A 19,501-nucleotide genomic window follows, 5' to 3' on the forward strand; every position below is an offset into this window, starting at 1 on the left:
AAAAATACAGATAGGCTTTACTACTCAGGCCAATAGAGTTCGTAAATGGGTAGCCTAAAAGTGGAGCTAATATAGCAAAAAGCTCCGAAACCTGAGGAGCCAGCCGCACGAGATTGCACAAAAGTGGGTCAGTTTTGCTAATTTGTAGGCTTTATGAAAACTTTCCTGAAACGAGCCGGATTTATGGTTCTGTCCGGTGGTCTGCTGGCTTACGTGCTCCGGAATATTGCCTTAGCTGACCTGAAAGCACAATTTCAGCTGGCATCCTACGGCTGGCTGGCGCTCGTTGGAGCCATTCTGTTGGCCATTCATATTATTCGCGCACTGCGCTGGCAACTGGTTTTGCGGCAAATGGGTTATCGACCGCCCCTGCTTCACACAACGGTGGCCATCATGGCGGGGACTTTTGCCAGTGCCCTCATTCCCGGCGCGGGTGAATTTACGCGCTGCGGCACCCTGACCCGAACGGATGGCATTCCGCTTTCGCACAGCTTCGGCTCGGTACTGGCGGAGCGCATCGCCGACTTGCTGGTACTGCTGGCCGCCATCGCGTTGATGCTGGTTCTGGAACTACCGCGTTTTCGGGAATATGGCCTGAGTCGATTTACCTTCACACTCGCACCGGTACTTTACGGCCTGGGCGCTCTGTTTCTTCTCAGTTTATTTTTTTATGTTCTCTGGGTTGCTTGGCTTTACAAATACCAGGCTCCGCTGCAAAAGCGCATTTCAAATTTCTTTGGTCAATTCAAAACCGGATTTCTAAGCGTTAGCCAATTGCCCAACCCCGGCTGGTACGTCCTCACTACCCTCCTCATCTACGCTCTTTTCTGGGCGGCTACGTACGTAGCTTTCTTTGCGTTACCATCCATGCAAACGCTTGCCCCTTCAGCCGCTTTTAGCATTTTAACCCTGAGTTCCATCAGTGGGCTGGCCGTACCGACACAGGGGAGCATCGGCACCTATCATCTGGTGGCGCAGTGGGTTTTAATGACCTACGGACTATCCGAAGTGGCGGGTGCTGTCACGGCCACCTTCCTGCATGCCGTGTTACTGGGGCTGAATCTTTTCTGGTCGGCCATTGGCTTTTTCATTCTGCCGTTTCTCCCAAAACAGAGATAACCGACGCTAAACCTTTCTTTTCAGGCATTCTGCCATAACAACGGGCCATAGCGAGCGGTTATCATTCATAGACCAAGGAACGTGTTGACCGATGAAACAGGCAGTTTTAACCCTTTTTCTGGTAATTAGCTTTCAGGTTTGTGCGCAGCCCGATGTGCAAAAGCGTCTGCAAACGCAGCTTGACCAGGCAAAAGAAGGCGAAACCATTGTGCTCGATGTAGGAATTTATACCTTCACCAAGGGTCTGGTGCTGGCCTCAAAAAAGGGCGTTACTCTCAAAGGGCAAGGTGCTGATAAAACCATTCTGGATTTTAAAGGCCAGTCTGATCGAACGCCGGGTCTGCACATTAAAAATACCGAAAATCTTCTGCTCGAAGCCTTAACAATTCGCGATACAAAAAGCGATGGCATTACCGCCCAGCAATCAGAGGGGCTTCATTTCCGGCATGTTACAGTTGAATGGACGGATATTCCCGACCGCCGAAACGGTGCCTACGGCATCTGTCTGACCCACTGTAAAAAGGTCTTACTCGAATCCTGCATATCCATTGGCGCTTCCCGAGTTGGTATTTATTCGAGCCAGTCAAAACAGGTGATACTGCGCAAATGCCGCGTAACGCACAACGTGATCGGCCTGCAAATCGAAAATTCGCTACTGGTCGATGTTTACGAAAATGAAATTTACGAGAATACTGCTGGTATTTTGGTTGCTGAAAGGCCCAATCTGGCGCAGAGAAAGGGCGGTAACATTCGTATTTTTAACAACCGGATATTAAACAATAATTACCCTAATTTCTCCCGAAAACGAAACGCCGCCAGAAAGATTCCAGCCGGGCTTGGCATTGCCCTGATTGCCGCGACCAAAGTAGATGTTTTTAGCAACGAAATTCGGCATAACAACAGCATTGGAACAGGCATTTTCAGTTATCACCTTATCGATGATTCCGTGAAAGATCGTACCTACGATCCTTATTCAACCGATATTTCCATCCACGACAATGTATATGAGCGCGCTCCCGTTCCTTTCCAGGGAAAGGGCAAGCTTGGTCGCGTTATCCGCTCAAAATTTCGATTTGGCAAAAAAATGCCGGATATTATTTTCGATGGCAACGTAAAGGCGTCGGCTCAATCGGAGGCAGAATTAAAAATCTGTATCCGAAACAACCAGAACGCCTCTTTTGCGAACCTGGACGCGGCCAATGATTTTCGGGATGTCTCGCAGGATTTGGGTCCCTATGATTGTGGGCTTCCTCCTTTGGACGAAGTACTTGTAAAAACATTCACCGATAAACAATAGATCGCGCGCTTTGGAACGCGGATTAAGGTGCTATTGTTTATAGAGTAAGTAGAAATAATCCCTTTATTTTCAGCTAAATTTAGGGGACCTGGCGCTAAAACCAGACAAAAGTTGTCTCTTATAGCGTAAGTTTCTAAATTGCTCGTTAGCTGCAAGGAACGTTTTCCACAACCATCTGACCACCATTGATAAAATACCGTAACGGATGATTTCCAAAAAAGCCAAATACGCCATTAAAGCCCTTAAGGTTCTAACCGAAGAATATGGTAAAGGCCCCGTTCTGATTTCTTATATTTCTGCAAAAGAGAAGATTCCGAAGAAATTTCTGGAAGCCATCCTGCTCGAACTTCGTAACCAGGGAATTCTGCAAAGTCAGAAAGGAAAAGGCGGTGGCTACCTGCTCCGTGTTGATCCTGAGCGCGTTAATTTGGCCCAGGTGTTGCGGGTTATTGATGGTCCTATTGCCCCTACACCCTGCGTATCCAAAAATTTCTACGTTCGTTGTGACGACTGCACCGATGAAGTAACCTGCGCTATTCGCCCCATTATGGAACAGGTACGTGATGCTAACCTGGCCGTTTACGAAAGAACGACCTTGAAACAGTTTGCCCTGAAAGTAGAAAGCCCGGCTGAACCAATGGCTCAACCGGACTCCAATATACCTTCGTCAATAATATCAGCTTAGTCTACTACAGGCTGGTGCTCTTTCCGCAACAGATCGTTAACCGTTTTAACCGGATTAAACGTCAGGAGTGGAACTTCAACAAAGACCGTATTCCAGTCGGCCATGGCGCCGTTCCAAAGCCCGGGTAACTCCTGGGCTTTCAATTCTTTACCGTCTTTCGATTTAGAGGTAATAAAGCCTGTCAGCGGATCCCGGTAGGTCGGCAGGTTGTATTTTTCCCCATGCCGATTTTTCAGGGCACAGACCAGATCCACCGGATTGAAGTGTGTTGCCTGCTCAAAAATCTGCTTTTGCTCGGCATTGTCCAGGTTAATCTGCGCTGATTCAACCACTTGCAGCGATACGGACCCATCGGCATTTTTTGCCCAGAATGGCCCGCCACCCGGTTCTCCAACGTTTTTCACCATTCCGCACACCCGCACCGGACGATCCAGCTTTTGCTGATAATAAGCCAGTTTGTCTTCATTCGACCAATTGCCGAAGCCATCGGGAGGCAGAATGCTAAGCGTATTCCGCAGAAAATCATCTACTTCCGCTAAATACCCGTCACTTACATGCGCCGTTTGAAGCAGCTCCTGGAAGCGGAAAATCTGCTTCTGAACATCCAGCAACACGGCGCCAATTACCTTCTTATATGTAAACGTAGCTTCTTTCAGCGCATCCGGCACCACATTATCAATGTTCTTGATAAAAACGACATCGGCATCAATGTCATTCAGGTTTTCGATCAGCGCACCGTGACCCGCCGGGCGAAACAGCAGCGACCCATCAGCGTTGCGGAAAGGCGTGTTATCTGGATTTACTGAAATCGTATCGGTGGCTTTTTTCTGCTCCGAGAAGGTGATATCGAACTGGACGCCGAGTTTTTCTTCGTAGACGGGTTTTACACGCTCAATCAAATCTTCAAACCGACTGCGGTGCTCCGGCGAGACGGTAAAATGAATCCGAACCTGTCCATTGGAGTTGGCATAATTAGCGCCTTCGACCAGGTGCTCCTCAACCGGCGTACGGGGTCCGTCGGGGTACTGATGGAACAAGAGCAAACCCTTGGGCAGGTTCCCATAATCCAGCCCTTCGTCTGTAAGTAAGATGGACAGGATTGTTTTCTCGTCGAGGTTTTCCGGCGCACCCAATGCGTCATAAAAAGCGAAGTTTTTGATCCGCGCAAAAAACTCATCCACCGACTTATCACTCTTGCCACCGAGCGCGGCAAAAAGAGATTTGAACATGCGGGTAGCGGCTCCAGAAGCGGGTACAAACTTCAACAACGAAAGCGAATCTGCTTGCTGGTCGAAGCGAGCCACGAAGTCCTGCGCCTGCTGCTCGTCTACTCGGATAATTCCATCGCCCACGGTAGCAGCCTTAATAACCGCTAAATACGGGAAACCGTCAATAAAATGCTGAATCTGGCTATCAATTAACTCCAGGGTTGCGCCCTGCGCGAGAATTTGTGATTCGTCAATTTCTGAATATTGCATAAGGGTTTTCATGCATTGGTAGATGGCGGCAAATAAGGGAATTTATAGCTTTCAATCAAGCCGCTGCCTCTTTATAAGGGCCACAGGATGGATGTTCCTAAAAGACCCTAATTTTACAGTAACTTTCCTGCCAGTATGAGCTAGTTGTTTGCCGAGTCCGTATGTATTTCTTGATTAGATTCCTTTTTATTTTGGGTTGCGCTATTCTTTGCGCAACCTGTCAATCGCCTCAACCGCCCAAGCAACTCTCGCCTGCTTTTTATTATTGGCAAACAACTTTCAACCCCGGAAACGTTGAGAAAACGCGCCTTCAGCAACTAGGCATTCGTAAATTGTATGTCCGCTTTTTCGACGTTGACTGGAATATGCAGGCCCGCCAGCCCGCTCCGACGGCGGCCATCCAGTTTAAACAACAACCTACTGGCTTTCAAATTATTCCAGTAGTTTTCATCACAAATCGAACCCTGCAAGAATTAGCCCCTGCTTCGATTCCGGCGTTGGCTCGCAACATTGCCCAGAAGATCAACCAGATTAGTCGCCAGCATGGAATTCAGCCCGTAGAAATTCAGTTGGATTGCGACTGGAGTGGCAGCACCCGCGAACGGTATTTTGCGCTTTTAACGGAGCTAAAAAAGGAATTTACCGTACCCTTGTCAGCCACCATCCGGCTTCATCAGATCAAATACGCCGACCGAACGGGTATTCCGCCCGTGGCTCGCGGCATGCTGATGTTTTATAACATGGCCGACTGGAAGCGCCTCGAAACCCGAAATTCCATTTATGATCTGGAAGTAGCCCGCCGTTATACGGATTATCTGGAAAATTACTCGCTTCCGCTGGACGTGGTGATGCCCTTGTTTCGCTGGACGGTGGTGTACCGCAATGGCCGTTTTTTAACCTTACTGAATCAGGTTTCTCAACAGGAATTGGCAAGTCGTTCGTTTTTGAAGCGCCAAAGCGACAGTACCCGCTTCGTAGCCCAGCGCGATACCACCGCTTTTGGTCTTTCTATCCGCCAAAATGACCTGTTTCGGGCGGAAGCCTGTCCGCCAACTAAATTGCTGGCCGGGAAACAGCTGTTACTCGACAAGATTCGGACCGAAAAACTTACTTTTGCGCTCTACCACCTGGATTCGACACTATTGACTGTTTATGATAATGGCTTTCTTAAAACGCTTCTCCGGCCAACTCCGTAAAAGCATCCTTCCCCTGGCTATTCTGATTGGCTTTGCCTGCGGACCAGGACCTTCGGATATCAATGAATTCATGAGTTACTTTCTGCCCGAAAGCAGCGATGTTCGACCCCAGGATCGGATTTATGCCTACACACCGCAGTTGTATGACTATGAGGCCGAGATGTACCAGGCGGGAAAAGATTCGGTGGTCATTGATGATAACGTGCGCGCCTGGATGGATTATAGCCGGGGTAAATTGTCGGCTAAGGCCGTTTACGAAGGTATGTATGGCAGTTCACCAAATACCGAATGGGCTAATTACCTGGAAACCAATAACCTGCCAGCATCGACGTACATGCAGCTTGCCTACGCGGCCAACGCGGCTTCGGCGGGCGGGGATATGTGGAATCCTAAACCTGCTGATACAACTCGACTAACCCTGTTACTGGAACAGGCACAGGAAGGTTTTAAAACGGCTTCGGATGGCTTCCTGAAGGAACGATACGCTTTTCAGGCTGTCAAACTTGCCGATCAGATCGGCCAATCGGAGCAAAGTCGGACGCTCTACGATCAGTTGGTGAAGCCGCTAACTAACAAGACATTCATTAGCGATTGGGCGTTGTGCCGACACGCGGGAGCTACGCTTGCGCTGGGAGATACCGCCCAGGCCATTTACGAATTTGCGCAGGTGTTTGACCGCTGCCCCTCCCGACGGAAAGAAGCCGAAGCTAGTCTACGCATTCATGGCATCCGGTTCCGGGAAGAGGCATTGCGCTTCGCCAAAAATGACCACGAAAAAGCGGCCGTCTACGCCCTTTGCGCCATCCAGCCCAAACAGGACGCGCTCCCTTACATAAAAGAAGTCGTTAAACTTGATCCTAAAAATCCGCTTATCGGGTTGATGCTGGCGCGGGAAATCAACCGCAACGAATTTTACTTTTTTCAGAAACACAATCCTATTTACGCCTACGACGAAAAATCACGCGCTGATTCCGTGGCGTTTGGTGAACGGCAACAAAACGCCACTTCTTATTTTGAGCAGCTAAAAAGCTTTGCCTTCGAAGCTGCCGAAAACAAAGACCTGGGCCAGCCAGCTTACTATTTAACGGCGGCGGCCTACCTCGAATACCTGGGCAAGGACTACGATGCGGCTAAAAAAACGCTGGAAAAAGCCAGCCAGCAACCCGCCACCAACCCCGCTCTGGGGCAACAGATTGCCCTTCAGCAAATGTTGCTGTTGGCGGCGGAAACCGAAGCGATTACGCCTGAGGTCGAAAATCAGCTGATTGGTTACCTAGAGCGTTTTGGTAAGTCCGTCAATTTTCGGCTGAATAATGCGTTTGTTAAAGCTTGTCAGCAGTTTGCAGAACGGTATCGGGCCACGCTCACCGAAAAAAGTAGTGGTTGGTTATCGTCGTGTAGTCGTTCGAAAGACAACGCCAATCTCGACGCCAACACGGCGAAAGCGTTCCTGCTTCAGATGCTGACGACCTCGCAGCTTACGAACGAAAAGGCTTATTTCATCAATTCCACGGATCAACTTGATCAGGAAGACACCACCTCATCGGCTACCGCGCAGAAACTGGTAGCATTTGCCACGCAGCAGAGCCCCACGGCTTTTGACACCCGTTTGCTAAAACTGACGGGCTTTAACAACGACTATTTTTACGCGCTTCTGGGCCGCCGACTTATGGCTGAACACCAGTACGCGCAGGCAGGAGAAGCGTTTGCCAAGGTTAGCCCATCCGTTTGGCAGGAAGAGGCTTTTCGGGAGTATTTTACGCGTAATCCCTTCACCGTAAAAATGCCCGGCGAAAACCGCACGAATACGCACACGCCCGTCACTTTTGCCCAGCGCATGGCCGAGTTGCAAACGCAAGCGAAAAACGCTTCGGGCAACCAAGCGGCAGAATTGTATTATCAGCTTGGCTGCGGAGCCTATAACCTGAGCTGGCATGGCAACGCCTGGCTGCTGGTACGCCGCTACCGAAGCAGCATCGAGCCGAGCGCTTATAAATACGCTCCTTATCGCCAGACAATTAACGAACAAGGACTGGAGCAGATGGCCAACGATACCTACTATACAACCGCTCCGGCCAGAGCCTTTTTTGAACAGGCAGCCAAAGCGGCCCAAGATCCTAACTTGGCTGCGAAAGCGATGTACATGGCGGCCCGTTGCGAAGAAAACGCTTTTCTGACCCGCAAGGCCGTCGAGGAGGCTAAACGAGGCTATGAGGGCGATCCGAATCCGTTTAAAGAAAGCATGCGAAACCTGCGAAAAACAGAGTACGCCACTGTTTTTGAGCAGTATAAAAAGCAATACGCGGAAAGCACTTTCAACCGGGAAATGATTCGGGAATGCGCTTTGTACTCGGCGTTTCTGGCCGGAAAAACCGCCGAAAGAGACTAATTCGAGGCCGCCCAGTACTGTTTTTGGATTGTCGTTCGCAGAGGACATTCCACTTGCTTACCTTTGTACCGAAGCCATTACTTATGTCAACTTTCAATCCCAACATTCGAATCGGTATCCTTGGTGGCGGCCAACTTGGTCTGATGCTCCTGCAAGCCTCCATCGACTGGAACCTGACGATTCATATCATCGACCCGGATGCCGAAGCACCCTGCCGGCACCTGGCAACCTCTTTCACGCAAGGCTCCCTGACGGATTACGATACGGTTTATCAATTTGGTCAACAAGTCGATGTCCTGACCATTGAGATTGAGCGGGTCAACGTGGAAGCGCTCGAAGCCCTCGAAAAGGAAGGCAAACGCATTTATCCGCAGCCGTCCGTTATCCGAACCATTCAGGATAAGCGCCTGCAAAAACAGTTTTACCGCGCCCACAACATTCCAACGGCTGATTTTATTCTGACCGAGAACCGCGCCGATGTCCAGACTATTGCAGACGATTTTTTGCCTGCTTTTCATAAGCTAGGTCGTGACGGGTACGACGGTCGCGGTGTTCAGCGCATTGCCTCATCTGCCGATACCGGCAAGGCCTTCGATGCTCCCGGCGTTCTGGAACAAGCCGTTGATTTTGAGAAAGAACTCGCCGTGATTGTGGCCCGGAATGAACAGGGTGAGCTGGCTACTTTCCCAACTGTCGAGATGGTTTTTCATCCTGAACACAATCTGGTGGAATACCTCTTTGCTCCGGCGGAAATTTCCCCGGCCATCGATCAGCAGGCGCAGGCCATTGCTCGCCAAACAACCGAAGCTTTTGGCATTGTTGGTTTGCTGGCCGTCGAATTATTTCTGACGAAAAACGGAGAGATTCTCGTTAATGAAGTAGCGCCCCGCCCGCACAACAGCGGTCACCACACCATTCGGGCGAATGTTACGTCGCAGTTTGAGCAGCATTGGCGGGCCATTTTAGGGCTTCCGCTGGGCGATACTACGGCGCTAACCACAGCAGCCATGCTTAATCTGCTCGGCGAACCCGGCCACAGCGGTCCGGCGCAGTATGAGGGAATGGAAACGTTGCTGAGCCTGCCGGGTGTCTTTCCGTTCCTATACGGTAAAAAAATCACCCGCCCGTTTCGCAAAATGGGGCATATTACCGTTATTGGTTCAGATTTAACAGAAATTCAGGCGAAAGCCGAAACCATAAAGAAAAGTATTAAAGTTTGCAGTCGGCAGTAATTGATGAACAGCGTCTAAAACCTGCAAACCGCAAACGGTATACATCGCGTATGATTGGTATTATTATGGGCAGCAGCTCCGACTTGAAGGTTATGCAAGAAGCTGCCGACGTTTTAGCAGAATTGGGCGTTTCGTACGAAATCGACGTTGTGTCGGCTCACCGGACGCCCGAAAAGATGGTTGAATACGGTAAAACGGCCCGCCAACGGGGCCTAAAAGCCATTATTGCTGGCGCGGGTGGGGCGGCTCACCTGCCGGGGATGGTCGCCTCGCTGACTACCTTGCCCGTTATTGGCGTGCCGGTTAAATCCAGCAATTCCATTGACGGATGGGACTCGGTGCTGTCTATTCTGCAAATGCCGTCGGGTGTTCCCGTAGCAACGGTAGCGCTGAACGGAGCGAAAAACGCGGGTATTCTGGCGGCACAAATCGTTGGCACTTACGATGAAGCAGTAGCCGAAAAGCTGCATACTTACAAAGAGGCGCTGAAAGCCAAAGTAGAAGAAATGAGTCAGGAAGTGAAAGCGAATCAATAAAATGGAATCCGAAACCTCAAAGCGTAATTCTCATCCTACCGAAAGTTCAAGCTTACCAACCATCACGCTGGCTGTTTTGCTGCTGACAATCGTTGCCCTGCTTTATATTGGCTACGAGTACATTGCTGACAACACCAGTGGGCATGAAGAGCTAACGAACGTTGCGCTGGACACGACCTCGCAAAATTCGGCTCCCATCTCGACGGAACCCGAACTGGTGGCACCCATTGAGATCGATACGTCAAGCCGCAACGCTCCGGTTGACCTGTCTCAGGCAGAACCTCCCGTTGAAGAAACGGTGACTACACCGGCCAGCAAGCCCCAAACAGAATCGGCTTCCGCAGAGAAGAAAGCAGAAACCCGGACAGAGGCTCCTAAAAAGGGAGAGAAACCAAAAGAGGAAAAGCCCAAAGAAGTAAAACCCGAACCAACCAAAGTGGTCATTCCGGCGGGTGGCTCGTCGCACACGCATACGGTGAAGCCGGGCGAAACGATTTACAGCATTGCCACGAAATACAACATGAGCATCGGCACGCTTAAATCACTGAACCCTGACCTTCAGGACAATGCCGTGAAAGCGGATGTTACCAAGCTCAAAGTTAAAGTTCGGGCGGTGCATACCGTCGGACCGGGCGATATTTTGCGGGTGGTGGCGGCCAAATACGGCGTTTCCTTAGAGGCGCTGATGAAAGCAAACGGCAAAACGCAAAACGTCGCTAGTCGTGGCGAACGATTAATTATTCCCTATCCTGATAAACAGTAGCCATCGCTACTTGTCAGTTCAGCGAATCACCTTAACGCATCAATCTTTTTTACCATGAAAATTCTTTTTACAAGCCTGCTCTTTTTTGCGCTGACCCTAAGCGGTGCGGTAGCCCAATCGACCAAAAAAATGAATAAACCAGTTTTGCAGCACGTTGTCCTGTTCAAATTCAAACCAGAGGCGACGAAAGAGAAAGTAGACGAGATCATTGCGGCTTTTAATGCGCTGCCGTCTAAAATAAAAGAAATCAAGGGCTTCCAGTGGGGAACGAACAACAGCCCGGAAGGACATGACAAGGGGTTGACGCACGCCTTTATTTTGACCTTCGACAATGAAAAAGACCGCGATGCGTACCTGCCTCATCCGGCACACAAGGAATTTGGCTCCATCGTTGGCCCGTGGCTGGCCGATGTGACGGTGCTTGATTTTGTGAATCAGGCTAAATAAAACAGAAAACCAGCCGAGTGATAATATCCAGGTATTATCGCCTCGGCTGGTTCAACTCTTCTGCATAAATTAAGCCTGCTCGGCCAGCAATCCTTTCCGCTTCAACAGAGCATCCATGAAACGCAGGTCATTTTCGCTCGTGAAAATGGTGTACGGTAAGTATATAAACTGCGCTCCTGCCATTCCTTTCGCCACCAGCTTCATAAAGAAATTCATTTTCATGTTCTGCATCGCCTGCTGGTTCGACATGGTCAGTACGTAGGCATCTTTGCTTTTATGAGCGCCGGTAAACTGATCCCAGCGTAAAACGCCCCCTTCCCGGGCATTGAGCTTCAGCATAATCTGGCGACTGTCGATTTCGTAAACGTATTTCTGGAACATGGGCTTTGCCTGCTCCATCTGCGTCATTCCCGTGAACTGTACCGCCCAGAAAAGAACGTACAAAATCGTTAGAACAAGCAATAATATGGATGGCCAATAGAAATTGACCAAATCGGTTGCGTAGAAAACAATGTTAAGTACAATCAGCACCAGCGGAATCGCCAGCCAGTACCAGTTGGTCTTCAGCCAACTCCGCATGGTCAAATTCAGGTAGGTCTTCTGATCCAGCGCGTACTTTTTCGTTTTAATAATCATGTAGTTTTGTATTGTTTAACGTTAAATAATTGAGATCTGGCGTTACGTTTTGACAAAAACAGCGGTTCCTACCTTGAGTGTCAGACGCTAAATCTCAAAACTGTTTTTTTGCAGGCACAAAAGTAAGAAAAGGCGTTGGTTAATCAGCAGACAAATTGCATCATACCTACCGCGCATTGGCAATAATTTTCCATTTTTGCACCAAGTATTTTTGAGGTAGTTATGACAACGCAGACAACCCAGATTCTGACCCCAATTCAGCTCGAGCAGAAGATTCGCCGGATTGCTTTTGAGATCTACGAAAATAATTTTGAAGAAACAGAGCTGGTTTTGGCTGGTATTGCCGGCGAAGGCTACCTGCTGGCCGGTCGGCTGGCGCATGAATTACGCCATATTTCGCCCCTGACGATCACATTGCTCCAAATCACGTTGGACAAAAAGCTTCCTCAGCAAGTCGCCATTCACCTGGATGCAGCGGCGGCGGCGTATGCCAACAAAGCCGTCGTTGTTGTTGATGACGTGCTAAACTCGGGCCGAACGCTGGCTTTTAGTTTGCAACCTTTCCTGAGCGTACCGTTGCGGCGCTTGCAAGTGGCCGTGGTCGTAGACCGTAACCACAAGCGGTATCCGGTTTCGGCGGATTACATTGGCTTTGAGCTTTCGACCACGCTGACTGAACACGTGGAGGTTGTCCTCAGCGATCCAGAACGAGTCGGGGTCTATTTGCAATAAAGCCGATTAAGCCGCTAGCGTTTGCCATAGGTTTAGTGCTTCGTCTTCTTTACCGCGCATTGCTGTGGCTTCTTCGTCGGTTTTGTCGCCGTAGCCGCTCAGGTGCAGCAAGCCGTGCGCCAGAACCCGCCGAAGTTCCTGCTCTTCGGTCACGTTCAGGTTTTTTGCATTTTCGCGCACCCGATCAACGCTGATGAAAATATCGCCTTCCAGTTTATCGTCCTCTTCGGAATTATCGAAGGTGATAATGTCTGTGTAATAATCGTGGTTCAAGTGTTCCCGGTTCACTTGCAGCAAATACTCGTCGGAGCAAAAAACATAATTCAGCTCGCCAACTTTAAAGCTTTCCTGCGCAGCCAGCCGCGTTAGCCACTGGCGGTGCTGTGTTTTTTGAGGAAGCGTAAACTTAATTTCTTCGGTGAAGAATCGAATCATTTTCAAAGGGGGCAGGGCGCTCGTTCAACGATTCGCTTCTCCGAACGTTTGAACGAGCGCCGTCCTGATTTAGACAATTTTCAGTTTTGCAAAACTCAACAGCAAGGTCTTTTCGCCCGCCTTGTCGAATTGAATGACGGCTTTCCGTTCCGTACCGTTGATATCCAGTGCCTTGACCGTACCGAAACCGAATTTCATGTGCTCGATGCGCATACCCGGTTCCAGTGCCGAGGTATCGCTGGGTGCAAAATCCGATGAGGGAACGTGCGCGACGGTTGGCTGCGGTGCCTGGCGGGCTGTTTTTTGCGCCAATGTCCGCACAAACGCCATAGACCCACCCGAGGGAGTATCGCGGACATCCCGTTCTGGACGCGGCAAATCAGGATCGCCTTCGGAGCGGCGGCTTTTGGCCATCTTTAGAAAATCCTGGTTTATCTCCAGCAGAAAGCGACTTGGCTCGCAGTTTTTCAGACGACCATAATGATACCTCGATTCGGCATACGACAGCGTCAAACGCTTTTCAGCCCGCGTAATCGCGACATAAAACAGCCGCCGTTCTTCTTCCAGGTCGGCGCGGCTTTCGAGCATCATCTGCGACGGAAATAGATCTTCTTCCAGGCCGACAATAAACACATTCCGAAACTCCAATCCTTTGGCCCCGTGAATCGTCATTAAGGTTACTTTGTCGTTATCGCCATCATCTTCTTTCTCGTCGGCGCTGGTCAGGAGCGAAACCGCTTGCAGAAAAGCGCTCAGGCTTTTATCGTCATTCTCGGGATTATCGACAAACTCCTTAATGGCGTTCAAAAGCTCCTGCACGTTTTCGTAACGCGCCAGGCCTTCAACGGTTTTATCGTCGTATAATTCTTTCAGCAGCCCCGAAGCGCGCGCAATGTGCGAAGCCACTTCGTAGGCGTCTTTTTTCTCCAGTAGTAACTGAAAACTTTTAATCAAATCGCTAAACACCTCGATGGGGATAGCCGCCCGGCCAGCCAGGTATCTACTGATTTCGCTAACCACTTCCCAAATCGACAGTCCCTGCTCGGCGGCAATAACGGAGATCTTGGCGATTGTGGTATCGCCAATGCCCCGCTTCGGCAGGTTGATGATGCGCTTAAACGCTTCTTCGTCCTGCTGGTTGACCGTAAAGCGCAGGTAGCCCAGCAAATCCTTGATTTCTTTCCGCTGGTAGAATGATAAGCCGCCCACAATCCGGTATTTAATGCTCATTTTTCGCAGGGCTTCCTCGAAAGCTCGGGATTGGGCATTGGTCCGGTAAAGAACAACAAAATCATTGTTGCGCAACCCTTCCTGCATTTTCTGATCAAAAATGGCGGAAGCTACCAACCGGCCTTCTTCATTATCCGACCCGGCCTTGATTAAGTCAATCAGATTACCGTCTTCATTGTCGGTAAAAACGCTTTTTTTGAGCTGGCCCCGGTTTCGGGCAATAATGGAGTTAGCCGCCTGAACGATGGTCTTGGTCGAGCGGTAGTTCTGCTCCAGCTTGATGGTCCGAACGTCTGGAAAGTCTTTCTCGAAATTCAGAATGTTCTCAATATTGGCTCCCCGGAAAGCATAGATGCTTTGCGCATCATCACCCACGATGCATATATTGCGGTTAACAGCCGACAGTTTACGCGTAATGAGGTACTGCGAAATATTGGTATCCTGAAACTCATCTACCAGCACGTGTTTGAATTTATGCTGGTACTTATGCAAAATATCCAGGTGGTCGCGGAACAGGATGTTGGTATTGTACAACAGATCGTCGAAATCCATCGCATTGGCCTGAAAACACCGCAACGAATAGGCTTTGTATATACGCCCTACTTCCGGCATCCGGGCCGCCGCATCGTCCGCCTGAATGAGTGGATTGTTCAGATAATCATCCGGGCCGACAAGCCGGTTTTTTGCCCCCGAAATACGCGAGAAAACAACGTTCGGACGGTAAATTTTATCGTCCAGCGCGTATTCTTTAATGATGCTTCTGAGCAACGATTTAGAATCGTCGGTATCGTAAATGGAGAAATTACTCGTATAGCCCAGCGCCTTTGCTTCGATGCGCAGAATCTTGGCAAAAACCGAGTGAAAAGTGCCCATCCAGATATTCCGCGCTTCGTTTCCCACCACGCGTTCAATCCGGTGACGCATCTCGCCAGCGGCTTTATTGGTAAACGTCAGGGATAGAATCTGAAAAGGATCGATGCCCTGCTTGATCAACTGCGCAATGCGAAACGTCAGTACGCGCGTTTTACCAGAACCCGCTCCGGCGATAATCATCAACGGCCCATCGCCGTGTAGTACCGCCTCGCGTTGCGGCTCGTTTAAAGTTGAAATATAATCCGTCATCAACAGCTCTCCCGCTTCAGTGTTTTACTCATCCTTATATAACAGTCAAAATTACGAAAAAATGCCCCCTTGGGAAAATGAATAACCCACGGGTTCAGAACAATGACTGCGGCTTTACTTACTTGCTTAATACGGCTACTTTTCCCTTAGCTCCCACAGCCCAGCATCGACCACCGGAACAGGAAATCGAATGAAAGGCTGAATCATCAATTTTTGTCCAGGTTTTGCCGTAATCTTCTGTGTAGCACGTACCGGATGGACCAACGGCCACCAGTTTTTTCCCCGATAACCGATCAATGCCTTCCTTGAGGCCGGGAGGGTTGGTTGGTGTTCCAGCCGTCCACGTTTGGCCTCCGTCCGTCGTGACGGCCACATTCTGGGAAGCGGCTTTTTCGTCTTTATAATCACCACCGACCGCGATGCCGATTTGCCCCTGCGGATCGAACCACAGGCCAAAAATTCCTGAAGTAGGCCCCGCCGGAATGGGTGTTTCGGTTACTTTCCAGTTTTCCGTATGGGTTTGGGAAGAAAATACGCGCCCTTTTCCGGCCCCGCCCGAAGCAATCCAGGCTTTTTGGTAATTGTTATACCGCCACTTGTAGCCACGCGTAATCAAACTGGTTCCGCTCGCCGCGAAAGCGGCTTCGCCTTTCTGGAGCGGGGGTAATTTTGAGGGCGATACCTGTTTCCAGTTGCGTCCGCCGTTGGTGGTCTGAAGCACAAACCACTTTCCATCAATCGGATCGCTAAAGACAAGGCCATCCCAACGGTTCCAGAAGTCGATGGAATCGAAGAAAACACCTTTTTGCTTGGTGCGGTACACCAGTTCCCACGTTTTGCCTCCGTTGCCTGTCCGGTAAAGACGCGCCTGGTCTTCCTCAGCGGGGCCCGCCGCCATGAGAAAAGCCACCTTGGCGCTAAAGGCGTAAACGTCCCGAAAATCGCAGTTTTCAGCGCCAGGCACTACGCCTGCTTCCCAGGTTTCTCCGCCGTTGGTCGTGCGAACGAACGTGCCTTTGGTGCCACCGATCCACACTACTTTATTACTAACGGCACTAACCGCTCTAAAACTGGCATCGGTGTTGCTATTCTGAGCCTGCCACTGGGCAAAAAGAGAAAAAGGGAAGAGGAGGAGAAGGACTAGTAATTTCATGCGACAAAGATAGATAGCTTCGACTAAAGAGCCGCTGATGGGTACTTAGTAAACGGTAAACAAAGATGTATCCGAATCTGGTACTTTTGTATGCTAAACACAAATACGAACATAAAATTGACTTTAAAATGAAAAAATTAGCTGCTTTTGTCGCTGCGTTATTCTTTACGGCTACGGCCTTTGCGCAAACTACCGACAACACGGTTTCTGCCAAAATTAACGGCAAAGAATGGACCGCTAAAGCCCAGCGTCTGAACCTCCCTTTTACTGGCGTTAAATACCTGGCCATTGCGGGTATGGCGGTCAACCCGGATGTACAAACCTGGATTCGGCTGGTTTATACCGACGAATTAAAACCAGGCACATATACCATCATTCAGGAAAACGATTCCGAGATGGAAAAGCAGTATAAAAAAGCCAATGGCAATGTCATGTGGGCGCTGGTTGACTATACCTCAGAAACGAAAGGTCTGGGCCACGCCTTCAGCGACGGAGAATCCTGGAAAGGCACCGTTACCATTACGAGCGTAACGCCGAATAGCATCGAAGGCACGTTTGATGCAACGCTTAAAGGCGCTACGTATAAAAAGCGCGGTCTGGCTACCGTTTCTGGTTTTGGCCTCCGCCAGAATCTGGAAGATAAAGTCATTACCGCTGCCGGAGGCGGTATGCTTACGAAATCTGGTCCGCACGATCACGACAATACCAAGCGCACCGCAACCGACGAAGAAATCAAGCTGACCGACGGCAAGTTTAAAGTGAGCTGGAACAGTTCAACGGCGCAGAAAGGCAAATAAGCCCTCTTTTTAACACTCCTTAAAGGCGCTGGTAATTCCTGTCAGGTAACTTCAAACCTGACGAGAATTGACCAGCGTCTTTTCTTTTTTACCCCTTATTAAAAGATTATTAAACCCCACCTAAACGAGACTTTTTGCCTCTTTTTAGCGTTCTATTTTTAACGACGCAAGTCTACGTTTGTACCGCCGTAAGCCAGTCCTGCACCGCATTTTTCAGGACCTTTTTTAGTCATTTCTAGTCTGCTCTGGTTAATCCATTAATCTAAACACATTTTCATGAACATACGGCAAAACGCATGGTTGGTGGCGGTCGCAGCAAATTTACTGCTGGTATCCTGTAAAAAAGATTCAGACCTTATCGATCCGCAAACTCCCACAACAACGGGCACCGATCAATCGGTGAATGACTGGATTCTGGGTAATATGCGGGAGGTTTATTACTGGTCTGATAAAATTCCGGCGAATCCAGATAAAACCCTCGCCCCCGCTAAATTTTTCGATTCATTACTGTACACATACGATCCAACGCAACGCCCCGACGGCGACCGTTTTTCCTGGATTCAGGAGAGTGCCGACGATCTGAAAGCTTCGTTGAGTGGCGAGTCAAAAGCAACGGGCATGGAATTCACCCTGCTTCGCCGGGCCCAAGGCTCTAATGACGTTATTGCCCAGGTGTTGTATGTGTTGCCTAACACGCCCGCTTCACGGGCAGGTTTGAAGCGCGGTGACATTATTTATAAAGTAAACGGGCAAAATATCACCGTCGATAACTACAGCTCACTCTTGTTCAGTCCTACGTCTTTTACGTTTGGGCTGGCAAAACTGGAAAACCGTGCGCTGGTGAACACCGATGAGACCCGTAGCGTAACGGCAGAAGTATTGCAGGAGAATCCGGTTTTTCTAGATTCTGTTTATGCTATTGGAGGCAAAAAAATTGGATATCTAGTTTATAATCAGTTTAATCCTGCTCCAAACGGTTCCAAAGTACCGACTTACGATCAGAAAATTGATCAGATTTTCAGCCAGTTCAAAACGCAGGGAATCAACGAGTTGGTGCTGGATTTACGCTACAATCCGGGGGGCTACGTTTCTTCCTCTACCAACATTGCCAGCCTTGTTGGCCGGGGAATTGATAATAGCAAAGTATACTACCGCCAGGAATGGAACGCCTTCTTGTCGACGGAACTCAAAAAAGAGTACGGCAATAACTTTGGCGTGGAGTACTTTCAGAACAAAACCCAGAATATCGGGGGTAATTTACAGCGTGTTTTTGTGTTAACCACGGGACAAACGGCTTCTGCCAGCGAGCTGATTATTAATGGGTTGAAGCCGTTTATGCAAGTGATTACCGTTGGAACCACCACTACGGGTAAAAACGTGGGCTCTATTACCATTTCTGACGATACGGGCAAGATCAAATGGGGTATGCAGCCTATTGTTTTCAAATCCTTCAACAGTGCCGGACAGTCGGACTATGCCAGCGGATTTAAGCCCAATGTTGAGATTGCAGAATCCGTTTCAACCCGCACCAAGCAATTAGGCGACGTTAGCGAAGCCCTGCTGGGGGAGGCCATCTACCAGATCACCGGTTCCAGAACGGCCCGCCGCGCGGCACAAGCCGATGTAACTTTACCTGAAGTTGGATCATCACTTAGCCGCAAAGCCGGAGGAAGCAATATGTTCGATGCTTCGATCAAGCTCCCTCAGTAAGTTCTGTTTTCAATATGCTTTTGAAAGCCCCGCCCAACCAGGTGGGGCTTTCGCTTTTATACCTGATATTTTCCAGAGTCAATAATAGATAAATCCTGAGTAGATTGGTTATACAGGTATACCCAGCAAAACAGCCTACCGGTCTCCGATTGCACCGGAATGACCTGCCGGACGTATTCGTCCGAGTCAGTTTCACCGATGCCTTCGTAGCGGTCCAAAACGGCAAAAATCTCGTCGGGATTATTCAATGCATAAATCTCGCCGTGGACAAACGACTTAGCTTCCGGGTCATAGCGCGCACCGGGATAGTCACCAAGCTGGTAGAGTTGGCCAGAAAAATAGCCCTTTCCGAGAAATGTGCTATTTCCATGAAGATAGTTGGCCATTGGATGATTCGATGTTTGCTGAAGGGTGCCGTAAACCAATAGATGGGTCGTAATCGTTATAGCAGTAGACATTTGTTCATCTTAAGTTCTGAGTAGTATTTGTAAATTTACCGTTAGTAGGGCAATTTCGTTGAGTTTCCCGCTGGATCAACAAACGA

At 49.4% G+C, this 19,501-nt stretch carries 18 protein-coding genes; 12 read left to right on the forward strand and 6 right to left on the reverse strand.

All coding sequences use genetic code 11. The features are described from left to right. Positions 1-153 precede the first annotated feature (153 nt). The 3 genes from L0Y31_RS05520 (at position 154) to L0Y31_RS05530 (ending at position 3,101) form a co-directional block, all read left to right on the forward strand. A complete protein-coding gene (locus tag L0Y31_RS05520; protein ID WP_234736133.1) occupies positions 154-1,119 on the forward strand; it encodes a lysylphosphatidylglycerol synthase transmembrane domain-containing protein in 966 nt (321 codons plus the stop codon). A 91-nt stretch (positions 1,120-1,210) separates the two neighbouring features. After that, positions 1,211-2,416: a parallel beta-helix domain-containing protein gene (locus L0Y31_RS05525; RefSeq protein WP_234736134.1), complete on the forward strand. Its 1,206-nt coding sequence runs from the start codon at positions 1,211-1,213 to the stop codon at positions 2,414-2,416. A 205-nt stretch (positions 2,417-2,621) separates the two neighbouring features. Then, entirely contained in the window at positions 2,622-3,101 is a 480-nt protein-coding gene (locus L0Y31_RS05530) for an RrF2 family transcriptional regulator (RefSeq protein ID WP_234736135.1), read from the forward strand. On the opposite strand, the gene L0Y31_RS05535 is transcribed toward L0Y31_RS05530, so the two are convergent. Next, on the reverse strand, positions 3,098-4,579 hold the full coding sequence (locus tag L0Y31_RS05535) for a DUF4301 family protein (protein ID WP_234736136.1): 1,482 nt from the start codon (positions 4,577-4,579) through the stop codon (positions 3,098-3,100). The two genes, L0Y31_RS05530 and L0Y31_RS05535, sit on opposite strands and share 4 nt — an antisense overlap. Positions 4,580-4,740: 161 nt before the next feature. On the opposite strand from L0Y31_RS05535, the gene L0Y31_RS05540 reads away from it, so the two are divergent. The 6 genes from L0Y31_RS05540 to L0Y31_RS05565 all read left to right on the forward strand — a co-directional run bounded on the left by L0Y31_RS05540 (position 4,741) and on the right by L0Y31_RS05565 (position 11,142). Next, entirely contained in the window at positions 4,741-5,775 is a 1,035-nt protein-coding gene (locus L0Y31_RS05540) for a hypothetical protein (protein ID WP_407084064.1), read from the forward strand. Next, positions 5,738-8,164 carry a hypothetical protein gene (locus tag L0Y31_RS05545; protein WP_234736138.1) on the forward strand — a complete coding sequence of 809 codons (2,427 nt, stop codon included), beginning with the start codon at positions 5,738-5,740 and terminating at the stop codon, positions 8,162-8,164. The genes L0Y31_RS05540 and L0Y31_RS05545 overlap by 38 nt, the downstream gene beginning before the upstream one ends. A gap of 143 nt (positions 8,165-8,307) precedes the next feature. After that, positions 8,308-9,396 (forward strand): 5-(carboxyamino)imidazole ribonucleotide synthase, encoded by a 1,089-nt coding sequence (locus L0Y31_RS05550; protein WP_234737129.1) that lies wholly within the window; start codon positions 8,308-8,310, stop codon positions 9,394-9,396. A 50-nt stretch (positions 9,397-9,446) separates the two neighbouring features. Further along, positions 9,447-9,932, forward strand: coding sequence for a 5-(carboxyamino)imidazole ribonucleotide mutase (gene purE / locus L0Y31_RS05555; protein WP_234736139.1), 486 nt, complete (start codon positions 9,447-9,449; stop codon positions 9,930-9,932). A gap of 1 nt (position 9,933) precedes the next feature. Then, entirely contained in the window at positions 9,934-10,695 is a 762-nt protein-coding gene (locus L0Y31_RS05560; RefSeq protein ID WP_234736140.1) for a LysM peptidoglycan-binding domain-containing protein, read from the forward strand. 54 nt (positions 10,696-10,749) lie between these two features. Then, complete coding sequence (locus L0Y31_RS05565) at positions 10,750-11,142, forward strand: Dabb family protein (RefSeq protein WP_234736141.1); 393 nt, start codon at positions 10,750-10,752, stop codon at positions 11,140-11,142. A 69-nt stretch (positions 11,143-11,211) separates the two neighbouring features. On the opposite strand, the gene L0Y31_RS05570 is transcribed toward L0Y31_RS05565, so the two are convergent. Beyond that, positions 11,212-11,778, reverse strand: a complete 567-nt coding sequence (locus L0Y31_RS05570) for a YcxB family protein (protein ID WP_234736142.1) — start codon at positions 11,776-11,778, stop codon at positions 11,212-11,214. Positions 11,779-12,000: 222 nt separating this feature from the next. Between L0Y31_RS05570 and L0Y31_RS05575 the strand changes: the two genes are divergently transcribed. Continuing rightward, positions 12,001-12,510 carry a phosphoribosyltransferase family protein gene (locus tag L0Y31_RS05575; protein ID WP_234736143.1) on the forward strand — a complete coding sequence of 170 codons (510 nt, stop codon included), beginning with the start codon at positions 12,001-12,003 and terminating at the stop codon, positions 12,508-12,510. A gap of 6 nt (positions 12,511-12,516) precedes the next feature. Here L0Y31_RS05575 and ybeY read toward each other — a convergent pair whose 3' ends face one another. The 3 genes from ybeY to L0Y31_RS05590 form a co-directional block, all read right to left on the reverse strand. Continuing rightward, positions 12,517-12,945: an rRNA maturation RNase YbeY gene (gene ybeY / locus L0Y31_RS05580; protein WP_234736144.1), complete on the reverse strand. Its 429-nt coding sequence runs from the start codon at positions 12,943-12,945 to the stop codon at positions 12,517-12,519. A 69-nt stretch (positions 12,946-13,014) separates the two neighbouring features. Continuing rightward, positions 13,015-15,297: an ATP-dependent helicase gene (locus L0Y31_RS05585; RefSeq protein ID WP_234736145.1), complete on the reverse strand. Its 2,283-nt coding sequence runs from the start codon at positions 15,295-15,297 to the stop codon at positions 13,015-13,017. Between the two features lie 118 nt (positions 15,298-15,415). After that, positions 15,416-16,450 carry a WD40/YVTN/BNR-like repeat-containing protein gene (locus tag L0Y31_RS05590; RefSeq protein ID WP_234736146.1) on the reverse strand — a complete coding sequence of 345 codons (1,035 nt, stop codon included), beginning with the start codon at positions 16,448-16,450 and terminating at the stop codon, positions 15,416-15,418. A 128-nt stretch (positions 16,451-16,578) separates the two neighbouring features. On the opposite strand from L0Y31_RS05590, the gene L0Y31_RS05595 reads away from it, so the two are divergent. Both L0Y31_RS05595 and L0Y31_RS05600 read left to right on the forward strand, forming a co-directional pair. Next, entirely contained in the window at positions 16,579-17,247 is a 669-nt protein-coding gene (locus L0Y31_RS05595; protein WP_234736147.1) for a hypothetical protein, read from the forward strand. 276 nt (positions 17,248-17,523) lie between these two features. Further along, positions 17,524-18,957 (forward strand): S41 family peptidase, encoded by a 1,434-nt coding sequence (locus tag L0Y31_RS05600; RefSeq protein ID WP_234736148.1) that lies wholly within the window; start codon positions 17,524-17,526, stop codon positions 18,955-18,957. Between the two features lie 56 nt (positions 18,958-19,013). Here L0Y31_RS05600 and L0Y31_RS05605 read toward each other — a convergent pair whose 3' ends face one another. Further along, complete coding sequence (locus tag L0Y31_RS05605; protein ID WP_234736149.1) at positions 19,014-19,415, reverse strand: gamma-glutamylcyclotransferase family protein; 402 nt, start codon at positions 19,413-19,415, stop codon at positions 19,014-19,016. Between the last annotated feature and the right edge of the window lie 86 nt (positions 19,416-19,501).

It is taken from the genome of Tellurirhabdus bombi (assembly GCF_021484805.1).
Lineage (GTDB): Bacteria > Bacteroidota > Bacteroidia > Cytophagales > Spirosomataceae > Tellurirhabdus > Tellurirhabdus bombi.